The sequence below is a fragment of the Curtobacterium sp. SORGH_AS_0776 genome, assembly GCF_031453355.1.
Lineage (GTDB): Bacteria > Actinomycetota > Actinomycetes > Actinomycetales > Microbacteriaceae > Curtobacterium.
Genome location: NZ_JAVIYU010000001.1, coordinates 3,636,040 through 3,654,451, shown reverse-complemented (window position 1 = coordinate 3,654,451; position 18,412 = coordinate 3,636,040). Strand labels below are relative to the sequence as shown.

At 71.2% G+C, this 18,412-nt stretch carries 15 protein-coding genes; 2 read left to right on the top strand and 13 right to left on the bottom strand.

Annotation, left to right across the window (positions count from 1 at the left end; translation table 11 throughout):
- Nucleotides 1-10: 10 nt before the first annotated feature.
- The 6 genes from QE359_RS17805 to QE359_RS17780 form a co-directional block, all read right to left on the bottom strand.
- Entirely contained in the window at nt 11-1,231 is a 1,221-nt protein-coding gene (locus tag QE359_RS17805; RefSeq protein WP_309780162.1) for an ABC transporter permease, read from the bottom strand.
- A complete protein-coding gene (locus QE359_RS17800) occupies nt 1,228-2,175 on the bottom strand; it encodes an ABC transporter ATP-binding protein (protein ID WP_229086857.1) in 948 nt (315 codons plus the stop codon). Before QE359_RS17800 ends, QE359_RS17805 begins: the two co-directional genes overlap by 4 nt.
- A 127-nt stretch (nt 2,176-2,302) precedes the next feature.
- A complete protein-coding gene (locus QE359_RS17795; RefSeq protein WP_309780161.1) occupies nt 2,303-3,973 on the bottom strand; it encodes a glycoside hydrolase family 13 protein in 1,671 nt (556 codons plus the stop codon).
- Between the two features lie 35 nt (nt 3,974-4,008).
- Nucleotides 4,009-4,914 (bottom strand): carbohydrate ABC transporter permease, encoded by a 906-nt coding sequence (locus tag QE359_RS17790; RefSeq protein ID WP_070418228.1) that lies wholly within the window; start codon nt 4,912-4,914, stop codon nt 4,009-4,011.
- Entirely contained in the window at nt 4,914-5,882 is a 969-nt protein-coding gene (locus QE359_RS17785; protein ID WP_309780160.1) for a sugar ABC transporter permease, read from the bottom strand. Before QE359_RS17785 ends, QE359_RS17790 begins: the two co-directional genes overlap by 1 nt.
- Nucleotides 5,883-5,892: 10 nt before the next feature.
- Nucleotides 5,893-7,191: an extracellular solute-binding protein gene (locus QE359_RS17780; RefSeq protein ID WP_309780159.1), complete on the bottom strand. Its 1,299-nt coding sequence runs from the start codon at nt 7,189-7,191 to the stop codon at nt 5,893-5,895.
- 133 nt (nt 7,192-7,324) lie between these two features.
- Here QE359_RS17780 and QE359_RS17775 point away from each other — a divergent pair, with 133 nt between their 5' ends.
- The gene (locus QE359_RS17775) at nt 7,325-8,491 is read left to right on the top strand and encodes an ROK family protein (RefSeq protein WP_309780158.1); all 1,167 of its coding nucleotides are present in this window, start codon (nt 7,325-7,327) and stop codon (nt 8,489-8,491) included.
- Between the two features lie 36 nt (nt 8,492-8,527).
- Here the strand turns inward: QE359_RS17775 and QE359_RS17770 are convergent, their stop codons facing one another.
- Entirely contained in the window at nt 8,528-8,941 is a 414-nt protein-coding gene (locus QE359_RS17770) for a hypothetical protein (RefSeq protein ID WP_309780157.1), read from the bottom strand.
- A gap of 83 nt (nt 8,942-9,024) precedes the next feature.
- On the opposite strand from QE359_RS17770, the gene QE359_RS17765 reads away from it, so the two are divergent.
- Nucleotides 9,025-9,558, top strand: coding sequence for a hypothetical protein (locus tag QE359_RS17765; protein WP_309780156.1), 534 nt, complete (start codon nt 9,025-9,027; stop codon nt 9,556-9,558).
- A 111-nt stretch (nt 9,559-9,669) separates the two neighbouring features.
- Here the strand turns inward: QE359_RS17765 and QE359_RS17760 are convergent, their stop codons facing one another.
- The 6 genes from QE359_RS17760 to QE359_RS17735 form a co-directional block, all read right to left on the bottom strand.
- Nucleotides 9,670-10,863 carry an alpha-hydroxy acid oxidase gene (locus tag QE359_RS17760; protein WP_309780466.1) on the bottom strand — a complete coding sequence of 398 codons (1,194 nt, stop codon included), beginning with the start codon at nt 10,861-10,863 and terminating at the stop codon, nt 9,670-9,672.
- Nucleotides 10,864-10,991: 128 nt separating this feature from the next.
- Nucleotides 10,992-12,467, bottom strand: a complete 1,476-nt coding sequence (locus QE359_RS17755) for a rhamnulokinase family protein (RefSeq protein WP_309780155.1) — start codon at nt 12,465-12,467, stop codon at nt 10,992-10,994.
- A 22-nt stretch (nt 12,468-12,489) separates the two neighbouring features.
- Entirely contained in the window at nt 12,490-14,577 is a 2,088-nt protein-coding gene (locus tag QE359_RS17750) for a bifunctional aldolase/short-chain dehydrogenase (protein ID WP_309780154.1), read from the bottom strand.
- Nucleotides 14,578-14,582: 5 nt separating this feature from the next.
- On the bottom strand, nt 14,583-15,752 hold the full coding sequence (gene rhaI / locus QE359_RS17745) for an L-rhamnose isomerase (RefSeq protein WP_071295609.1): 1,170 nt from the start codon (nt 15,750-15,752) through the stop codon (nt 14,583-14,585).
- Nucleotides 15,753-16,034: 282 nt separating this feature from the next.
- Entirely contained in the window at nt 16,035-16,445 is a 411-nt protein-coding gene (locus tag QE359_RS17740) for an alpha-L-rhamnosidase C-terminal domain-containing protein (RefSeq protein ID WP_309780465.1), read from the bottom strand.
- A complete protein-coding gene (locus tag QE359_RS17735; protein ID WP_309780153.1) occupies nt 16,433-18,352 on the bottom strand; it encodes a family 78 glycoside hydrolase catalytic domain in 1,920 nt (639 codons plus the stop codon). The genes QE359_RS17740 and QE359_RS17735 overlap by 13 nt, the downstream gene beginning before the upstream one ends.
- Nucleotides 18,353-18,412 lie beyond the last annotated feature (60 nt).

Here is an 18,412-nt window from a genome sequence, read left to right as displayed (position 1 = left end):
GTCGGGCCGGTCAGGCCCGCGACCGACGCCGCCACGACACGATCTGCCGGAGCGTCACCTTCGAGCCGTACTGCGCGACGGAGTGCCGGAACAGGTACTCGGCGAACCACAGCAGCACGGCCGCGACCACGAACACCTCGACGATGCAGACCACCGACTCGGTGACGGTGAGCGAGCCGACCGCGTTCCGGACCATCGCGGTGATCGGCGTGAACGTCGGGAAGTACGTGAAGAACGACGCCACCGGTGAGGTCGGCGTCGTCATCACGAAGAACGCCGCGTAGAGCGGGATGATCAGCGAGAAGATCGCCACCGACTGCAGCGCCGAGGCGTCCTTGATCGAGGGCACGGCGGCCCCGACCGCGACGAACAGCGCCGACGCCAGCAGGACCCCGCCGACGAGGAGCAGCGCACCGACCACCATTCGCCAGGGGTCGATGGTCAGCCCGCCGAGTCGTGACGCCACGAGGGGGAGCGCGGCGAGCAGCCCGATCAGCCCTGGGACGACGAACACCCCGACCTGGACGAACCCGACGAGCAGCATCGCGATGACCTTGCCGCGGATGAGGTCGCCGGCCGTGACGGTCGTGAGGATCATCTCGGAGATGCGGTTCTCCTTCTCCTCGACCACCACCGTGACCATGCGGGTGGCGAGCAGGATGACGAGCCCGAAGAACGCGGCGACGTAGAGGAACGGCGGCACGATCGACAACCAGCCCGGCGCCACACGGCCGTCCGCGTAGGTCGTCAGGTCGGTGTCCGGCGGGTTCCGGAGGAGTTCGACGGACTCCGGGTCGTCGACGGTCGCGGCGACGCTCTGCTCGAGGACCCGCTCCGCCAGCGACGAGTACCCGCCGTTCCCGAAGAGTCCGCGATCGGCCGCCTCGACGCGGATCGGCGACGTCGACGGCGACTCGGGGAAGGTGATGAACGCGTCGAGGATCCCGGAGCGCACCGCGGCCCGGTCGGCGGCGGGATCGGTCGACGGCGACCCGCCCCACTTCGCGGCGATGCTCTCGGACACCAGGCCGGAGTCGTCCACGTACCGGAAGGGCGTCTTCGTCGCGGACGAGCTCGACACCACCGAGTCGGTCCCGGCGGACTGCCCGACCCCGACGAGGAGCGACACCACGACGATGACGACCGGCAGAGCCAGCGTGCCGATCCAGAACGCGGGCTTCTTCACCGCACGCACGAACTCGAACCGGATGACGGTCCCGAGGCGGCTCACGCGGCGGCTCCGGCCCGAGCGGTGTCGGCGGCCGCGTCGGCTCCTGCGTCGTGGCCGTACACCTGGACGAAGATCTCGTCGAGCGGGATGCGCCGCATCTCGAACCCGGTGACGTGCACGCCGGCCGAGACGAGCGACGCGAGGATGTCCGACCCGTCGGCCGCGGCCGTGGGCATGGGCACGAGGTAGGCGACGTGCCCCTCGTGCCGGGCGAGGCGGTACAGCGGCGACGGCGGCACCGGCCCGTCGAGGCCGACCCGGGCGACCGCGCCGCCGAAGGCGTCCTGCACGTCGGGGATGGTGCCGTACGCGGCCGCGGTGCCGTCCTTCAGGAGCAGGATGCGGTCGCAGAGCCGCTCGACCTCGTCCATGTGGTGGGTGACGAGGACGACCGTGGCACCGTCGGCCTTCCGCTCGTCGACGAGGTCCAGCAGCAGCCGACGGTTGACCGGGTCGAGGCCCTTCGTCGGCTCGTCGAGGATGAGCAGCCGGGGCCGGTCCATGATCGTGATGCCGAGCTGGACCTTCTGCTGCTGGCCGCCGGAGAGCTTGTCCACCCGGAGCTTCGCCCGGTCCGCCAGGCCGACGCGGGCGAGGTAGTCCATGCTCCACGCCGTCGCCTCCGGCCCGCGCAGGCCGCGGAGCCGCCCGAAGTACGTCATCACGTCGATGACCGACTCCTTGCGGTACAGGCCGCGTTCCTCGGGCAGGTAGCCGATCCCGCCGGTGGCCGGTCGGTAGGGCTGCCCGTCGATCGTGAGGGTGCCGGCGGTCGGGGTGGTGATGCCGAGCAGCGCACGGATGGTCGTGGTCTTGCCCGAGCCGTTGCTGCCGAGAAGTCCGAAGGTCTCGCCGGGGGCGATGTCGAACGACAGCCCGTCGACCACGTTCCGGTCCCCGAACCGCATCACGAAGTCCTGCACGCTGATGGTCGCCCCGCTCATGCCGCGACCCTACCGGCAGCGCCTGACGGCGCTCGGGCGTGACCGCCTGACGGACTGGAGGCGCGGTGCCTGCCCGCACCGCGCCTCCCGTCCGTCACCTGGTCGCGTCCGCGAAGCGCACCCTCCGTCAGGAACGCAACCAGGCCGTCCCCACACCCGACAGTGCGCCGTCTGCCACCGGCGCGGAGGCGAGCAGCAGCTCGCCTGCGGGGAGCTCGTACGGCTCGTCGCCGAACACCGTCACGCTCGTCCAGCCGTTCGGCCGGCGGAACGCGAGCACGTCGTCGCGGCCGGTCTCGAGCCACTCGAGGTGTTCCTCGGACTGCAGCTGGCCGCGCAGGCCGAGCGCCTTCCGGTACAGGTTCAGCGTCGAGTCGGGGTCGGCGTCCTCGGTCTCGACCGACACGTCGGCGAACCACGCCGGCTGCGGCAGGTGCGCACCGCCGTCGCCGAACCCGAAGCTCCTGCCGCTCCGGGTCCAGGGGAGTGGCACGCGGCAGCCGTCACGGCCGACGTCGACGCCCGGGTTCCGGAAGAACGCCGGGTCCTGGCGGTCGGCGTCGGGGATGTCGCCGACCTCCTGCAGGCCGAGCTCCTCGCCCTGGTAGAGGTAGGCCGAGCCGGGCAGCGCGAGTTCGAGCAGCGTCGCCGCGGTGGCACGGCGCAGTCCGAGCGAGCGGTCGAGCGCGTCCGGCGAGCCGCCGGCGAGCAGCCACGCGCTGCCCTGCTTCTCCTCGGCGCCGTTGCGCGCCGGCAGTGCGCAGCGGGTGGCGTGCCGGACGACGTCGTGGTTCGAGAAGACCCACGTGGTCGACGAGCCGGACTCCTCGGCGAGCCCGAGGTTGAACTCGATGATGCTCCGGAACTGCCCGGCGTCGAAGTCGGCCTCGAGCAGGTCGAAGTTGAACGCCTGCCCGAGCCCCTCGGCGCTGGCGTACCGGGCGCGGCGGTCGGCGGCGACCCACGCCTCGGCGACGGCCGTGCGTGCGGGCGTGTACTCGTCGAAGACCTTCCGCCACTCGGCGTAGATCTCGTGGACGTCGTCGCGGTCCCAGAGGATGTGCGAGCCGTCCTTCGGCGACGCGAGGACCTCGGCCCACGTCGGGAGCGGGCCGGACGGCAGGTCCTTCGCCAGGCCGTGCGCGACGTCGATGCGGAAGCCGTCCACACCGCGGTCGGACCAGAAGCGGAGGGTGTGCAGGAAGTCGTCGCGGACCTCGCGGTTCGCCCAGTTGAGGTCGGGCTGTTCCTTGGCGAAGTTGTGCAGGTACCACTGGCCGTCGCCGACCGCGGTCCAGGCCGGGCCGCCGAAGATCGACACCCAGTCGGCGGGCGCTTCCGCCCCGTCGGGACCGGTGCCGTCCCGGAACACGTACCGGTCGCGTGCCGGGCTGCCCTTCGGGGACGCCAGGGCCTCGCGGAACCACTCGTGCCGGTCGCTCGTGTGGTTCGGGACGACGTCGACGATCACGCGGATCCCGGCACCGTGCAGCGCCGCGACCATCTCGTCGAAGTCCTCGAGCGTGCCGAGGCGCGGGTCGACGTCCCGGTAGTCGTCCACGTCGTAGCCGCCGTCGGCGAGGGCGGACGGGTAGAACGGGCTGAGCCAGACGGCCTCGATCCCGAGGGACGCCAGGTACGGCACCTTCGCGGTGACACCGGGCAGGTCGCCGATGCCGTCGCCGTTCGCGTCGGCGAAGGACCGCGGGTAGATCTGGTAGACGCTTGCCTGGCGCCACCAGGTGCTGCTCCCGTCCTCGGTCGCGGGTGCGGCGGCGGTCTCGACGACGTCGGTCATGGTGGGGGTCCTCTCGGTTGCGGAGTCGGTGGTCGTCACTTGATCGCGCCCTGCGTGACCCCGGCCATCACCCAGCGCTGCGTGAACAGGTAGACGATGATCGCCGGCGCCATCGCCATCAGGTACGAGGCGAACGACACGTTGTAGTTGTTGCTGAACTGCGTCTGGAACATCTGCTGCAGCACCGGCAGGGTCTGCAGCGCCGGGTTCGAGGTGATCAGCGACGGCATCACGAAGTCGTTCCAGGACGCGAGGAACGCGAAGATGCCGACGGTGGCGCTCATCGGTGCCAGCAGCGGGAACACGAGTCGCCAGAACACCTGCCCCGTGCTCGCACCGTCGATGCGGGCACTCTCCTCCAGTTCGGCCGGGATCGACCGCAGGAACGCGGTGAAGAGCAGCACGCTGAACGACAGCTGGAACATGACGTGCAGGATCGCGACGCCGAACGGGTTGTCGAGGTGCGCCAGGCCGGTGAGCTTCACCTGCGACAGCGCGAGCACCGGGAACGGCAGGAACATCGCGGCGAGCAGGTAGAAGAACGACCAGCGGAACAGCCGGCGGTCCCAGTTCCGGGCGATCGCGTACGCCGTGAACGACGCGAGCAGGATCGTGCCGACGACGGTGATCGCGGCGACGAGCACCGAGACGCCGAACGCGCGCGGGAAGTCCGTCAGCTGCCAGGCCTGCACGAAGCCGTCGACGCTGAACGGCGCCGGGAGGGAGAACGCGTTGCCGTCGACCGCCTGGCTCGTCGTCTTGAACGCCATCGTGATCGTCACGTACAGCGGGACGAGGACGGACAGGGTGCAGAGGACGAGGACGACCGTGACCGGCCAGTTGAAGCGCTCGCCACGACGGCCGGCGTTCCGATCGGCGTCGACGGAGCGGATGGTGCCGGTCGCGGTGGTCCCCGGCTGGAGGGGTGCCTGGATGGTCATCAGAGCGCTGCCTTCCCGCGGGTCGCCCGCAGCTGGATCACGGCGATGACGACCGCGATGACGAAGAAGATCGTGGCGTTCGCCATCTGGTAGGCGTAGTCGCCGCCGTTGAAGCCCTTGAAGATCGACATCGCGACGCTGGTGGTCGAGGTGCCGGGGCCGCCGTCGGTGAGGCCGACGATGATGTCGTACGAGTTCAGGAAGTTCTTGAACCCGATCACGAGGTTGATGAGGATGTAGCCCGCCGTGAGCGGTGCCGTGATCGACACGAGCTGCCGCCAGGCGCTCGCGCCGTCGAGCGCCGACGCCTCGTACACCTCGGCCGGGATCGAGAGCACGCCGGCGATGTAGATGAGCAGTGTCGACGGGATCGCCTGCCACGCGGTCACGACCACGATCGCGATCCACGCCAGGTCCGGGTTCGCGAGGATGCTCTGCTCGAGCGGCGCGAAGCCGAGCGTGGTCGCGAGCGCCGGCAGGCTGTTCGCGAACAGGAACGAGAACACGTAGGCGATGACGATGCCCGAGATCACCATGGGCAGCACGAACACGGCTCGGAGGGTGATCTTGCCGCGGACCTTCGAGGTCAGGGCGATCGCGAGCAGGAACGCGACCGCGTTCACGACGAGGACCGTGACGAGCGAGAACCCGATCGTGAACAGGTACGCCTGCAGGATCGCCGGGTCGCTGAACACGGCGACGTAGTTCGTCAGGCCGATGAACCGGAAGTCACCGAAGCCGACAGAGTCGGTGAAGCTCAGCACGATGCCCATCACGGCGGGGAGCGTGATCGCCAGGGTGAAGAGCAGGAGGGTGGGGATCAGGAAGACCAGGAAGAGCGGGTCGGTCCGGCTGCGCTTCGTGCGCAGTCCGGCTCCGCCCCGTCGTCCGGACTGGAGGCGCGGTGCGGCTCTGCCCCGTCGGCGGCTGCCCGCCGTCGTGACGGATTCTGTGGTCGTGGTGGCCAAGGTCGTCTCCTTACGCGGCCGTACGGAGCGCGAGACGCGCCCAGTCGCCGTCGAGGGTGCGGAGTTGGGGAGCGGGGGCACCGCCGAAGGCGATGGACTGCAGGTAGTTCGCCACCGGGATCTCGGCGGGGATGAGCTGCGAGGCGCCCAGGGAGAACTTCGCCTGGTCGTACGAGTCCTGCATGCCGCGGAGCGCGGGGTTCGATGCGGGCGGCGAGTCCTTCCGGACGCCGAAACCGTTGTTGTCGGCGTTGTACTTGTCGTTCACGGCGGGGCTCATCAGGAACGACAGGAACTCGCGCGCCGCCTCCTTCTTGCGGGACGCCTCCGGGATCCAGAGGCCGAGGTCGACGTTCACGCGCACCTTGTTGTCGGCGGCGTCGTCGGTCGCCGGGAACGGGAACGTGCCGAGGTCGATGTCCTTGTTCGACTTCGCGATCTCACCGAGCGCCCACGGCCCCTGCAGGTACATCGCGGCCTTCCCCTGCGCGAACGCGAGGTTGCCGTCGCCGTACCCGCGGCTCGCCGCGCCCTTCTGGTGCCACCGCAGGAGGTCCACCATGCGGTCGACGGGGGCGGCGAAGTCCTTCTCGAACGAGACGCTCGAGCTCTTGCCCACCTTGGTGCCCTCGCGGTCGAGTGCCGCGAAGGTCTGCTGCAGGTCGAGCATCCCGCCCACCGAGTAGTCGAACATGCCCTGGGCGATCGTCCAGTTGTCCTTGTACGTGCCGTACATCGGCGTGATGCCGGCCTTGGTGAGTCGTTCGCAGACGTCGCGGAACTCGCTCCACGTGGTCGGCACGTCGATGCCCTGGTCGGCGAAGATCTGCTTGTTGTAGATCACCGACGCTGCGGTCACCGAGTACGGCAGCACGCTCGTCCGACCCGGGTAGTCCGCGGTCTGCTTCATGAGCGGCCACAGGTCGGGGTTGATCGTGTCCTTCTCCGGCAGGTCCGACAGGTCGGAGAGGGCGCCGTGCTCGACGAACGAGACCATCGCGTAGTTGTAGTTCAGGCAGCCGAGGTCCGGCGGTCGGTTCCGGACGAAGTTGGCGGACATGTTGGACGTCGAGTCGCGGATGACGCGGATCTTCGACTGGCTGTCGTGGAACTTCGCGATGACCTCGTCGAAGTACCCGATGACCTCGGGCTTCGACACGTAGAAGGTGATCGTCTCGGGGCGGCTGCTCGAGGAACCGAGCGGGGCACAGCCGGCGAGGGCCAGGCCCGCTCCGATGCCGCCCGCCCCGAGCAGGAACCCGCGGCGGCTGAGCGCGGCGGCGTTCCTGGTGGTGGCGTGTGTCTGCACGTCGTCTCCGTCCGTCCGGACCCGGCGTCCCTGCCGTTCCGGTTCGCGGTCCGGCTCCACTGCCGCCCGCAGAACTAAATCTAGCGACAAAATCTAATTCTGCAAGGAACTGTTTCCGCGGTAGTGTGCGGGCATGCCGCCGCCCCGTGGAACGAGCGCAGAGACGCTGCTCGCGTACGCCTTCTCCGTGCGCGCGTTCACCGCGACCGAGGCGATCGACACGACCGGCCTGACCCGTTCCACCGTCCTGGCCGCGTGCGAGGAGCTCGTCCGCCTCGGCTGGGTCCGCGAACTCGACGACGCCCGGGCCGCGGGGGAGTACCGCATCGGCCGACCGGCGCGCCGGTACGAGCTCGACACCGCCGGCGGCGTGGTCGTCGGCATCGACGCCGGGCAGCACCGGGTGACCGTGCTCGTCGCCGATCTGCGCGGCACCGTGCTCGGCCGCGCCGAAGGGGCCCTCGGCGACTCCGGTCTCGACGTCCCGGTCCGGCTCGGGGTCGTCGGCGAGACCGTCGCCGCCGCACTCCTCGACGCCGGGGTCGACCCGCTGCGGGTGCTCGTCTCCGTCGTCGGCATCCCCGCCCCCGTGGACGCCGGCGGCGCGTCACCCGGCGACGGCGGGTTCTGGGACCGGATGAACCCGGGCTTCGCCGACGCCGTCCCGGGTCACCGGGTCGTGGTCGAGAACGACGCCAACCTCGCCGCGCTCGCCGAACGGCCGTCCTCGGGTGATGCCTCGTTCGCAGCCCTGCTCTCCGGCGAGCGGTTCGGCAGCGGGCTCGTCGTCGACGGGGTCCTGCTCCGGGGCGCCCACGGCGGCGCGGGGGAGATGCGCGTGCTCGACCTCGTCGAGGGCGTCGGGTCGTCCGACGGCATCGGTGCCACCGCCCGCCGGCTCGTCGCCGAAGCGCTCGCCGCGGGCGACGTCCCGCCGGACAGCCCCCTCGCCGCGGACGCCGACGCCTCCGTCCTGTTCCGCGCGGCGTACGACGGGGACCCGGTCGCCCTCGGCATCGTCGACCGCCTGGGGGACCGGTTGGCCCGCGTCTGCGTCCTGCTCGTCAGCCTGCTCGACATCGACCGCGTGGTCGTCGCGGGGGCCATCGCCGAGCCCGCCGGTGCCGTGATCGACCGGGCGCGGGCCTGGCTCGACGGCGCGGGGTTCGACCCGGTCCCCGAGATCGTCGCGTCGACGCTCGGCGCCGACGTCGTCGTGCTCGGTGCGGTCGCGCACGCGGTCGACGCGGTCCGGGCGGCGCCGCTGTCCTTCTCCGTCCGCTCCGCCATCGCGTCGTGACCGCGGGCGGGCGCTGCGCGGAGCAGTGCTGACAGGTCAGCTGGCGCCGTCCGCACTGATCGTCACCGGCAGGCTCGCGCCGGACCCCTCGCCGTCATGGCTGGTCACCGCGAGGACGGCGTCGCCCACCGGCAGGTCGTCGGGCAGGTCGAAGCGCCCGGCGACGGTGAACTGCTCGCCCTGCGGGGTCGGCCGCCCGAGCAGCACCGGGTCACCGGTCGACGCGGGCGTGATGGTCACCGTGACGTCGTCGGACGCGCGGAACGTGCCGCCGGTGTCCTCGCAGTCGCGGTAGAGCCAGTCGACGTGCAGGTCGACCGTGCCGCCGGGGCGCAGGTCCGAGTCGCCGAGGTCGATCGAGGTTCCGGCGCAGGACGCGGCCGCCCCGGCCTGTACGGCGCAGCCCGACAGCGCCGCCCCGACCAGCAGCACCACGACCATCCCCGTCACCGCACGACCCTGTCCCCACCGCATGACGGCATTCCATCACCTCCGAGCGGTCCATCGGGTCACGATCTCGGTACGGTCGGAGCGTGGGGAACGAAGGATCAGCTGACCAGACCGAGCCGGAGCACGACCCGTACGTCCGGCGCCCGGGCTACGTCACCGCCATCGACGGCCGGACCGACCGGGTCACGACTGCGGCGGCGGTCGGCGTGGGCGTCGGCCTCGTCACGTCCTGGGTGCTCGGCTTCTTCCAAGCGCCCGAATGGGTCGTGTGGGCGGGGGCCATCGCCGTCGGTGTGACGACGTGGCTGCTGCTGCGCGCTCGACAACGTCGCCGCGACCGAAGTGAAGGCCGCGCGCCCGGCGCGGTCGCCCGTGCCCGCGACCGTGCCATCGCCGACGCGAACGGCGGCCGACGCTTCTTCGTCGCCCCGAACCCGGTCGTCCTGATCGTGTTGGGCGGGATCTTCATCGCGCTCGCCGTCGGCACGCTCGGGCTCGGGAGCATGTCGGTCCTCACCGTGATCCGGACGATCGTCCTCGTCGGCGGTGGCGCGTACTTCGTCGTCCAGGGCATCGGGACCCTCGTCGTGCGCCGCCGCCCGCCCGACCCTCGCTGACCCGCGCCGCCGCGTCCGCGCCGAACCACGAATCCGACATCGAACCAGCGGCGCTGCCTGGTTCGACGTCGGATTCGTGGTTCGACGTCCACATCGGCCACGCCGCGCCGGTCAGCCCCGCGCGACCGGCGTCAACCGCTGCAACTGCGTCACGTGCCCCGGCTCGAGCTCGTCGAGCGAGGCCACCCCGAGCAGCCGCATCGTCCGCTCGATCTGCTCGGACAGGATCTGGATCATCCGGTCGACGCCGGCCTCGCCACCCGCCATCAGGCCGTACAGGTACGCGCGACCGACCATCGTGAACTTCGCGCCGAGCGCCACGGCGGCGACGATGTCGGCGCCGGACATGATGCCCGTGTCGAGGTGCACCTCGGTGTCCTTGCCGACCTCGCGGACGACGGAGGGGAGCAGGTGGAACGGAACGGGAGCGCGGTCGAGCTGCCGGCCGCCGTGGTTCGACAGCGTGATCCCGTCGACGCCCATGTCCGCCAGGCGCTTCGCGTCCGCCAGTGACTGCACGCCCTTGACGACGACCTTGCCCTTCCACTGCGACCGGATCCACTCGAGGTCCTCGTAGGTGACGGTCGGGTCGAACATGTGGTCGAGGAGCTCGCCGACGGTGCCGGACCAGCGGTCGAGCGACGCGAACGCCAACGGCTCGGTGGTGAGGAAGTCGAACCACCACCAGGGCCGCGGGATCGCGTTCAGCACGGTGCGGGCGCTCAGCTGCGGCGGGATGGAGAACCCGTTGCGCTTGTCCCGCAGCCGGGCACCGGCGACGGGCACGTCCACGGTGACGAGCAGTGTGTCGAACCCGGCCTTCTCGGCGCGGGAGACGAGCGCCATCGACTTCTCGCGGTCCTTCCACATGTAGAGCTGGAACCAGTTGCGGCCCGACGGGTTGGCGTCGCGGACGTCCTCGATCGCGGTGGTCCCCATCGTGGAGAGCGAGAACGGGATGCCGGCGCGGCCCGCGGCCCGGGCTCCGGCGCGCTCGCCCTCGGTCTGCATCATGCGCGTGAAGCCGGTCGGGGCGATCCCGAACGGGCGGGCGACGGGCGCGCCGAGCACGTCGCGCGACGTGTCGACCTTCGAGACGTCGCGCAGGATCGCAGGGGTGAACTCGATGTCCTCGAACGCCTGGCGGGCACGGGCGAGGGAGATCTCGGCCTCGGCGGCGCCCTCGGTGTAGTCGAACGCGGCCTTCGGCGTGCGTCGGGCGGCGATGTCGCGTAGGTCCCAGATCGTCAGCGCCGACTCCAGACGCTGTCGCCGACCCGGCAGCGACGGCTTCTTGAACTGCATGAGCGGCGCGAGGTCGCGCACGGTCGGCAGCTGCCGCTTGATCGGTGTGCGCCGGGCCGACGGCGCCCCGGGGGTCGCTGCCGGAGCGCCCGTCGCGGGGTCGACGCGGTGCTGGTCGTCGGTCGAGGTCATACAGACATCCTACGTCTCGGGGTGGATCGGTGGGGGGAATGGTCGGCTCGCGGGGTGTAGCGCACGGGTTCGACGGAACGGGCGATCGTCGAGCGCAGGGCCTCGAGTGAGGCGCCACCGAGGCCGCCGAGCGCGACGGCCCGCGCCTGCACGAGGACGTTGCCGAGCGCGGTCGCCTCGACCGGTCCGGCGAGCACGGGGAGCCCGGTGCGGTCGGCGGTGAGCTGGCAGAGGAGCCGGTTCTGCGATCCTCCGCCGACGACGTGCACCTGTCGGACGTCTCTGCCCGTGACGGCGACGATCGTCTCGAGGGTCGAGGCGTACGCGGAGGCGAGCGACTCGAGGATCGACCGCACGGTCTCGGCCCGCGACGCCGGGGCGGCGAGTCCGTGTGCACCGCACCAGGCGGCGATCCGTGCCGGCATGTCACCCGGCGCGGTGAACGTCTCGTCCGCGACGTCGAAGACGGGGACCGGGGCGGTGACGTCCGCTGCGGAGGCGAGCAGCGCCTCCAGGTCGATGCGCTCGCCACCGCGCTCCCAGGCGCGGACGCTCTCGGAGAGCAGCCACAGTCCGGACACGTTCTTCAGGAACCGGACGCGTCCGTCGACGCCGCCCTCGTTGGTGCAGTTGGCCTCGCGAGCCGCGTCCGACAGGACGGGTGCGTCGAGCTCGACGCCGACGAGCGACCAGGTGCCGGACGAGATGTACGCGAAGTCCGGGTCGGTGGCCGGTACCGCCACCACGGCCGAGGCCGTGTCGTGGGAGCCGACGAGCGTGACCGGCGCGGTGCCGCCGACCGCCTCGGCGACGGCGGGCAGCAGGGGACCGAGTCGGTCGCCCGGGTCGCGCAGGGTGGGCAGGAGTCCGCTCGGGAGGCGCGCAGCAGCCCGCAACGCCGGGTCCCACCCGCGGGTGGTCGCGTTCAGGACCCCGGTCGTCGAGGCGTTCGTGCGCTCGGCCGCCTCGACGCCGGTCAGCCAGTAGCCGAGCAGGTCGGGCACGAGCAGCGCCCGTTGCGCGAGCTGCAGGGACGGGTCGGCGGCGAACTGGAACAGGGTGTTGAACGGCAGGTGCTGCAGGCCGTTCCGGGCGTACAGCTCGGCGGCGGAGAGCCGCTCGTGCACGGTCGCGACGCCGCCCTCGTGCCGTTCGTCGCGGTAGTGGTACGACAGCCCGAGCAGCCGACCGTCGCGCAGCAGGCCGTAGTCGACCGCCCACGAGTCGATGCCGATGCTGACGATCGCCGGGTGCGTGGCGAACGCCTGACGGAGGCCGTCGGTCACCTGCCGGTGGAGCTCGACGACGTCCCAGTGCAGGGCCTCGCGGTCCTGCTCGTGCAGGGTCACAGGGCCGTTCGGGAACCGGGCGACGTGCTCCATCCGGACGCCGTCGGTGTCGACGTGGCCGACGATCACCCGCCCGCTCGTGGCGCCGAGGTCGACCGCGGCGACGCTGCCGCTGTTCGTCACGCTGCTCCCTCTGTCCCGGACATCAGCGCAGGAACGCTGCCGCGACACCGGCGTCCACGGGGACGTGCAGGCCGGTCGTGTGCGAGAAGTCGTCGGTGCAGATGGCGTAGACGGCGTTGGCGACGTTCTCGGGCACGACCTCGCGCTTGAGGATCGTGCGCTGGGCGTAGAACTTGCCGAGATCCTGCTCCTCGATGCCGTACGTCTTCGCCCGGTTCGCACCCCAGCCGGACGCGAAGATGCCCGAGCCACGGACGACACCGTCGGGGTTGATGCCGTTGACGCGCACCCCGTGCTCACCGAGTTCGGCCGCCAGCAGCCGGACCTGGTGCGCCTGGTCGGCCTTGGTCGCCGAGTACGCGATGTTGTTCGGGCCGGCGAACACCGAGTTCTTCGACGAGATGTACACGATGTCGCCGCCGAGGCCCTGCTCGATGAGGACCTTCGCGGCCGCCTTCGACACCAGGAAGGAGCCCTTCGCCATGACGTCGTGCTGCAGGTCCCAGTCCTGCTCGGTGGTCTCGAGCAGGCTCTTGCTGAGGCTCAGCCCGGCGTTGTTCACGACGAGGTCGAGGCCGCCGAAGTGCAGGAGCGTCTGCTGGACCGCGTGGTCGATCGCGTCGGCGTCCGTCACGTTCGCGGCGACGCCGATCGCCGTGTCGGTGCCCCCGATCTCGGCCGCGGCCTCCTGCGCCTTGGCGAGGTCGAGGTCCGCGATGACGACCGCGGCGCCCTCGGCCGCCAGGCGCTTCGCGATGGCCTTGCCGATGCCGCTCGCGGCTCCGGTGACGAGGGCGATGCGCGTGGCGAGCTTCTTCGGTGCGGGCATCCGCTGGAGCTTCGCCTCCTCGAGGGCCCAGTACTCGATGCGGAACTTCTCGGCCTCGTCGATGGGGGCGTAGGTGCTGAGGGACTCCGCACCACGCATGACGTTGATGGCGTTCACGTAGAACTCGCCGGCGACGCGGGCGGTCTGGGCGTCCTTGCCGTAGGAGAACATGCCGATGCCCGGGACGAGCACGATGAGCGGGTCGGCGCCGCGGATCGCCGGGCTCGTCTCGTCGGCGTGCCGGTCGTAGTACGCCTGGTAGTCGACGCGGTACTGCTCGTGGAGCTCGTGCAGGCGGGCGGTCTGCTCCTCGACCGTCGCCGTGGCGGGCAGGTCGAGGATGAGCGGCTTCACCTTGGTGCGGAGGAAGTGGTCCGGGCAGCTCGTGCCGAGAGCTGCGAGCTCCTCTGCCCGTGACGACGCGAGGAAGTCGAGCACGACGTCGCTGTCGGTGAAGTGTCCCACCACCGGCTTGTCGTGGCCGGCGATGCCCCGGATCGTCGGGGCGAGGGCTGCGGCGCGCGCGCGGCGTTCGTCCGTCGGGAGCGCCTCGAAGCCTCGGCGGACGGGGCCGAACGGCTGGTCCTTCCCGTGTTCGGCGATGAAGGCCTCTGCCGTGTCGATGATCCAGCGGGAGTTCGCCTCGGCCTCGTCGCTGGTGTCGCCCCAGGCGGTGATGCCGTGGCCGCCGAGGATCGTGCCGATCGCCGCGGGGTGGTCTCGCTTGACCGCCGCGATGTCGAGCCCGAGCTGGAACCCCGGTCGGCGCCACGGCACCCAGACCACCTTGTCGCCGAAGACCTGCTCGGTCAGGGCCGGGCCGTCGGCTGCGGTCGCGATGGCGATGCCGGCGTCGGGGTGCAGGTGGTCGACGTGCGCGGCGTCGACGAGGGCGTGCATCGCGGTGTCGATGGAGGGTGCCGCCCCACCGCGACCGAACAGGGTGTGGTCGAACGCGGCGACCATCTCGTCCTCGCGCTCCACGCCGGGGTAGACGTCCTGCAGGGCGCGGACGCGGTCGACGCGCAGGACTGCGAGGCCCGCCGGGGTGAGGATGCCGAGGTCGCCCCCGGAGCCCTTCACCCAGAGCAGCTCCACCGGTTCGCCCGTGACCGGGTCGGTGTCGGTGCCCTTGGCGGAGGTGTTGCCGCCCGCGTAGTTCGTGATCCGCGGATCCGAGCCGAGCGCGTTCGAACGCGCGACGAGCGCACTGATCGTCGTGTCTGCGTCGGTGCCGTGCGTTGCGGGGTCCACCCGGGCCTCCAGTCCTGTGCTTGTCATGATGTCTACGCGCCCCAGCCGGCCTGGACGCCGCCGACCCGGTCCTCGGCGATCTGCCGCTGGTAACCGGAGTCGAGGTAGGCGCGCATCGGGTTCGCGGGGAGACCGCGGGACTCGCGCCACGCGGCGAGGTCGGCGCGGACGTCGGTCTGGTACGCGTCCATGAAGATCTCGTTCGCGCCGAGGACGTCGTGCGCTTCCTGTGCGGCGGTCAGTGCGACGCGGTCGAGGAGCAGTGCTCGGGCCGTCATCTCCTGGACGTTGAGCACCGAGCGGATCTGCCCGGGGATCTTGTCCTCGATGTTGTGGCACTGGTCGAGCATGAACGCGACGTCGGGGTTGTCGTAGCCGCCGCCGCGGATGACCTCGACGAGGATGCGGAACAGCTGGAACGGGTCGGCTGCGCCCACGATGAGGTCGTCGTCGGCGTAGAAGCGCGAGTTGAAGTCGAAGCTGCCGAGCTTGCCGAGGCGCAGGAGCTGCATGACGATGAACTCGATGTTCGTGCCGGGGGCGTGGTGGCCGGTGTCGAGGCAGACCATCGCCTTGTCGCCGAGCGCGGCCGTCTGCACGTAGCTCGTGCCCCAGTCCGGGACGTCCGTGTGGTAGAACGACGGCTCGAAGAACTTGTACTCGAGCACGAGGCGCTGGTCCGGGCCGAGTCGGTCGTAGATCGTGGTCAGCGAGTCGTGGAGGCGGTCCTGGCGGGAGCGCATGTCCTCCTGGCCGGGGTAGTTGGAGCCCTCCGCGAGCCAGATCTTCAGGTCGCGGGAACCGGTGGCGTCCATCACGTCGATGCAGCGCAGGTGGTGGTCGATCGCCTTCTGCCGGATCGTCTCGTCGACGTGGGTCAGGGCGCCGAACTTGTAGTCGTCGTCCTGGAAGGTGTTCGAGTTGACGGTGCCGAGGGAGACGCCGTGCTCTTCCGCGTGGCGCTTCAGGTCGGCGAAGTCGTCGACGAGGTCCCACGGGATGTGGAGCGCGACGGTCGGTGCGAGCCCGGTGTACCGGTGGACCTGGGCGGCGTCGGCGATCTTCTCGTAGGGGTCGCGCGGGGTGCCGGGGGTCCCGAACACCTTGAAGCGGGTGCCGGAGTTGCCGAACGCCCAGCTCGGGAGCTCGATCGCCTGCCGGGCCAGCTGGTCGGCGACGGAGCTGAAGCTCGCTGATGTCATCGTGTCACTTCCTCGTGTCGATTGAATCGTTTCATACGGTACGTGCTGCGCGAGGTTCGCGCAAGCCGGGGTCTGGTCGCGCTCCGTGGTGGCGGTTCGGGGCGGTGCTGCACAACCACAGTGCGTTCGAACCGCGCGATCGCGCGGCGCAACGTGACTTTGGTTGTGCGCCGCCGCGGCCGCCGCGGCCGCCGCGGCGGGAGCGGGCGGCGGAGCCAGCCGGGAGCGGGCCGGGCGGCGGGCGGCGGGCGGTGGCGCCCGCCGCCCGCCGCCCGGCCGCCGCTACCCCGCGGGGACCGCGGCCGACGCGCGCAGCTCGTGCGTGCCTCCCGACACGCGCTGCTCCGCAGCACCGGGCAGCCGCACCACCGCGGTGACGCCCTCGGGCACGGTCACCCGCACGAGCAGCTCCCCGTCGACGAGCTCCCACCGCACGGCGACGTGCCCGTGCACGGTGTCGAGCGAGGTCGACGCCCACGTGAGACCGCCTCCGGGCTGCGGCGCCACGAGCACCGACTCGTACCCGGGCGTCAACGGCGCGAGACCACCGACCACGCGGTGCATCCAGTCCGCCACGGCACCGAGCGCGTAGTGGTTGAACGACGTCATCTGGCCCGGGTTGATCGTGCCGTCCGGCAGCATCGAGTCCCACCGCTCCCACACCGTCGTCGCGCCCATCGTCACCGGGTACAGCCACGACGGGCACTCGGTCTGCAGCAGCAGCCGGTACGCGTCCTCGAGGTGTCCGGGGTCTGCGTCAGCGCATCCGTGATGAACGGCGTCCCGGCGAACCCCGTCGAGATCCGGTACCCGGACTGCTCGACGAGCTCCGCCAGACGGTCGCCGGCCGTGGCCTGCTCCGCCTCGGACAGGATCCCGAACACGATCGCGAGCGTGTACACGGTCGTGCAGTCGGAGAGGATCCGACCGTCGTCCTGCAGGTAGTGGGTCCGGAAGCCGGCCTGGAGGCGCGACGCGAGTTCCCGGAACTCGCCCGCTTCCGCCTCGTGGCCGCCCAACAGCTCGGCCGCGTCCGCCGCGATGGTGGCGGACCGGTACGCGCAGATCGTCGCGACGACGCCCTTGTCGGCCTTCGCCGCCGCGGGGTCCTCCGGCGGGGCGTCCGGGTCCAGCCAGTCGCCGAACTGGAACACGGTGTCCCACAGGTCCTCGGGGGAGAGGTGGTCGCGGATCCGCCGGAGGTGCGCGGCCATGGACGGGAACTGCTCCTCGAGCACCGCGGTGTCGCCGTACGCCTGGTAGAGCGTCCAGGGCACCCACACCCCGGCGTCCGACCAGACGGCGGTGGCGTCGGGCTTGCCGAAGTCCTCGGCGGGGGAGTACTTCAGCACGTCCGGCACGACGAAGGGGATGACGCCGTCGGCGTGCTGCTGCTCGAGCCACACGTCGCGGAGCCAGTCGCCGAGGAACGCCCGCGTGTCGAAGAGGTACGAGGCCGTCGGCGCGAACGCCGCGATGTCGCCGGTCCACCCGAGTCGTTCGTCGCGCTGGGGGCAGTCGGTCGGCACGCTGAGGAAGTTCCCCTGCATGCCCCGCACCACGTTGTCGTGGAAGGTGTTCAGCAGCTCGTGGCTCGACTCGAACGTGCCGGTGCGGGGGAGGTCCGACCCGACCTGCACCGCGGTGAGGGCGGTGCGGAGCTCGTCGAGCGTGCCGGGCCACCCGTCGACCTGGGCGTACCGGAAGCCGTGGAACGTGAAGCGCGGCTCGAAGACGTCATGGCCGTCCCCGCTGAGGGTGAAGTGGTCGGTGGCCTTCGCGGTGCGCAGGGGACGCGTGCCGAGCTCGTCGTGCTCGAGGACCTCGGCGTGCTGCAGCGTCAGGACCGTCCCCGCCGGGCCAGACGCGGTCACCCGGATCCAGCCGACGAGGTTCACGCCGAAGTCGACCAGCGTGGCGCCGCCGGGGCTCGTCCAGACCTCGACCGGGGCGATCTCGGCGAGCGGTCGGACGGGTGGCACGGTGTCGGCGACGAGCTCGCGCTCCCCGAGGTCCACCGTGTGCACCGTGCTCGTGCGGCCCTCGTGCCCGTTCACGCTCGGCACCGTCACGTCGCCGGGCGTGAGGAAGGAGCCGTCGCGCAGGCGGGCGTCGACGTCCTCGCCGTCGTAGAGCTGGTCGGCCGTGATCGCACTCGACAGCGCCTGCCAGTCGGTGTCGGTCGCGACGAGCTGCTCGTGGCCGTCGGCGAACGTGAGGCGGAGTTCGGCGAACCCGGCGACCTCGTCGGCGTACCAGCCGCCACCGCCGCCCCAGGCGAGGCGTCCGGCGGCCCAGCCCTTGCCGAGGACGAGCGCGAGGACGGCGGCGCCACCCGGCTCGGCGTCGGTGAGGTGTGCCGTGACGCCGTGCGAGACGACGCGGACGCGCCACTCGTAGCTCGTCCACCCCGGCTCGAGCAGGTGGTCGGAGACGCGCTGCCCGCCGAGCCAGGCCTCGACGACGCCGAGGGCGCTGACGTCGAGGGTCGCGCTCGTCACGGCGCCGTGGCCGTCGTCGAGGGTGAACTCTCGGCGCAGGATCGGTGCGCTCCCGAGGTCGGCGTCGCTCGCGATGAACGGTGCTGTCCAGGCGGTCATGTGGTGTGTCCTTTCACGCGACCGGTCGTCGTCGACCGGTGCGAGGTCGTGGGCCCGGCC

What these genes read in the sequence shown, in the direction of transcription:
- QE359_RS17800 (WP_229086857.1), bottom strand. Translation starts at nt 2,175, where the DNA reads ATGAGCGGGGCGACCATCAGCGTGCAGGACTTCGTGATGCGGTTCGGG.
- QE359_RS17795 (WP_309780161.1), bottom strand. Translation starts at nt 3,973, where the DNA reads ATGACCGACGTCGTCGAGACCGCCGCCGCACCCGCGACCGAGGACGGG.
- QE359_RS17790 (WP_070418228.1), bottom strand. Translation starts at nt 4,914, where the DNA reads ATGACCATCCAGGCACCCCTCCAGCCGGGGACCACCGCGACCGGCACC.
- QE359_RS17775 (WP_309780158.1), top strand. Translation starts at nt 7,325, where the DNA reads ATGCCGCCGCCCCGTGGAACGAGCGCAGAGACGCTGCTCGCGTACGCC.
- QE359_RS17760 (WP_309780466.1), bottom strand. Translation starts at nt 10,863, where the DNA reads ATGCAGTTCAAGAAGCCGTCGCTGCCGGGTCGGCGACAGCGTCTGGAG.
- QE359_RS17750 (WP_309780154.1), bottom strand. Translation starts at nt 14,577, where the DNA reads ATGACAAGCACAGGACTGGAGGCCCGGGTGGACCCCGCAACGCACGGC.
- rhaI (WP_071295609.1), bottom strand. Translation starts at nt 15,752, where the DNA reads ATGACATCAGCGAGCTTCAGCTCCGTCGCCGACCAGCTGGCCCGGCAG.
- QE359_RS17735 (WP_309780153.1), bottom strand. Translation starts at nt 18,352, where the DNA reads ATGACCGCCTGGACAGCACCGTTCATCGCGAGCGACGCCGACCTCGGG.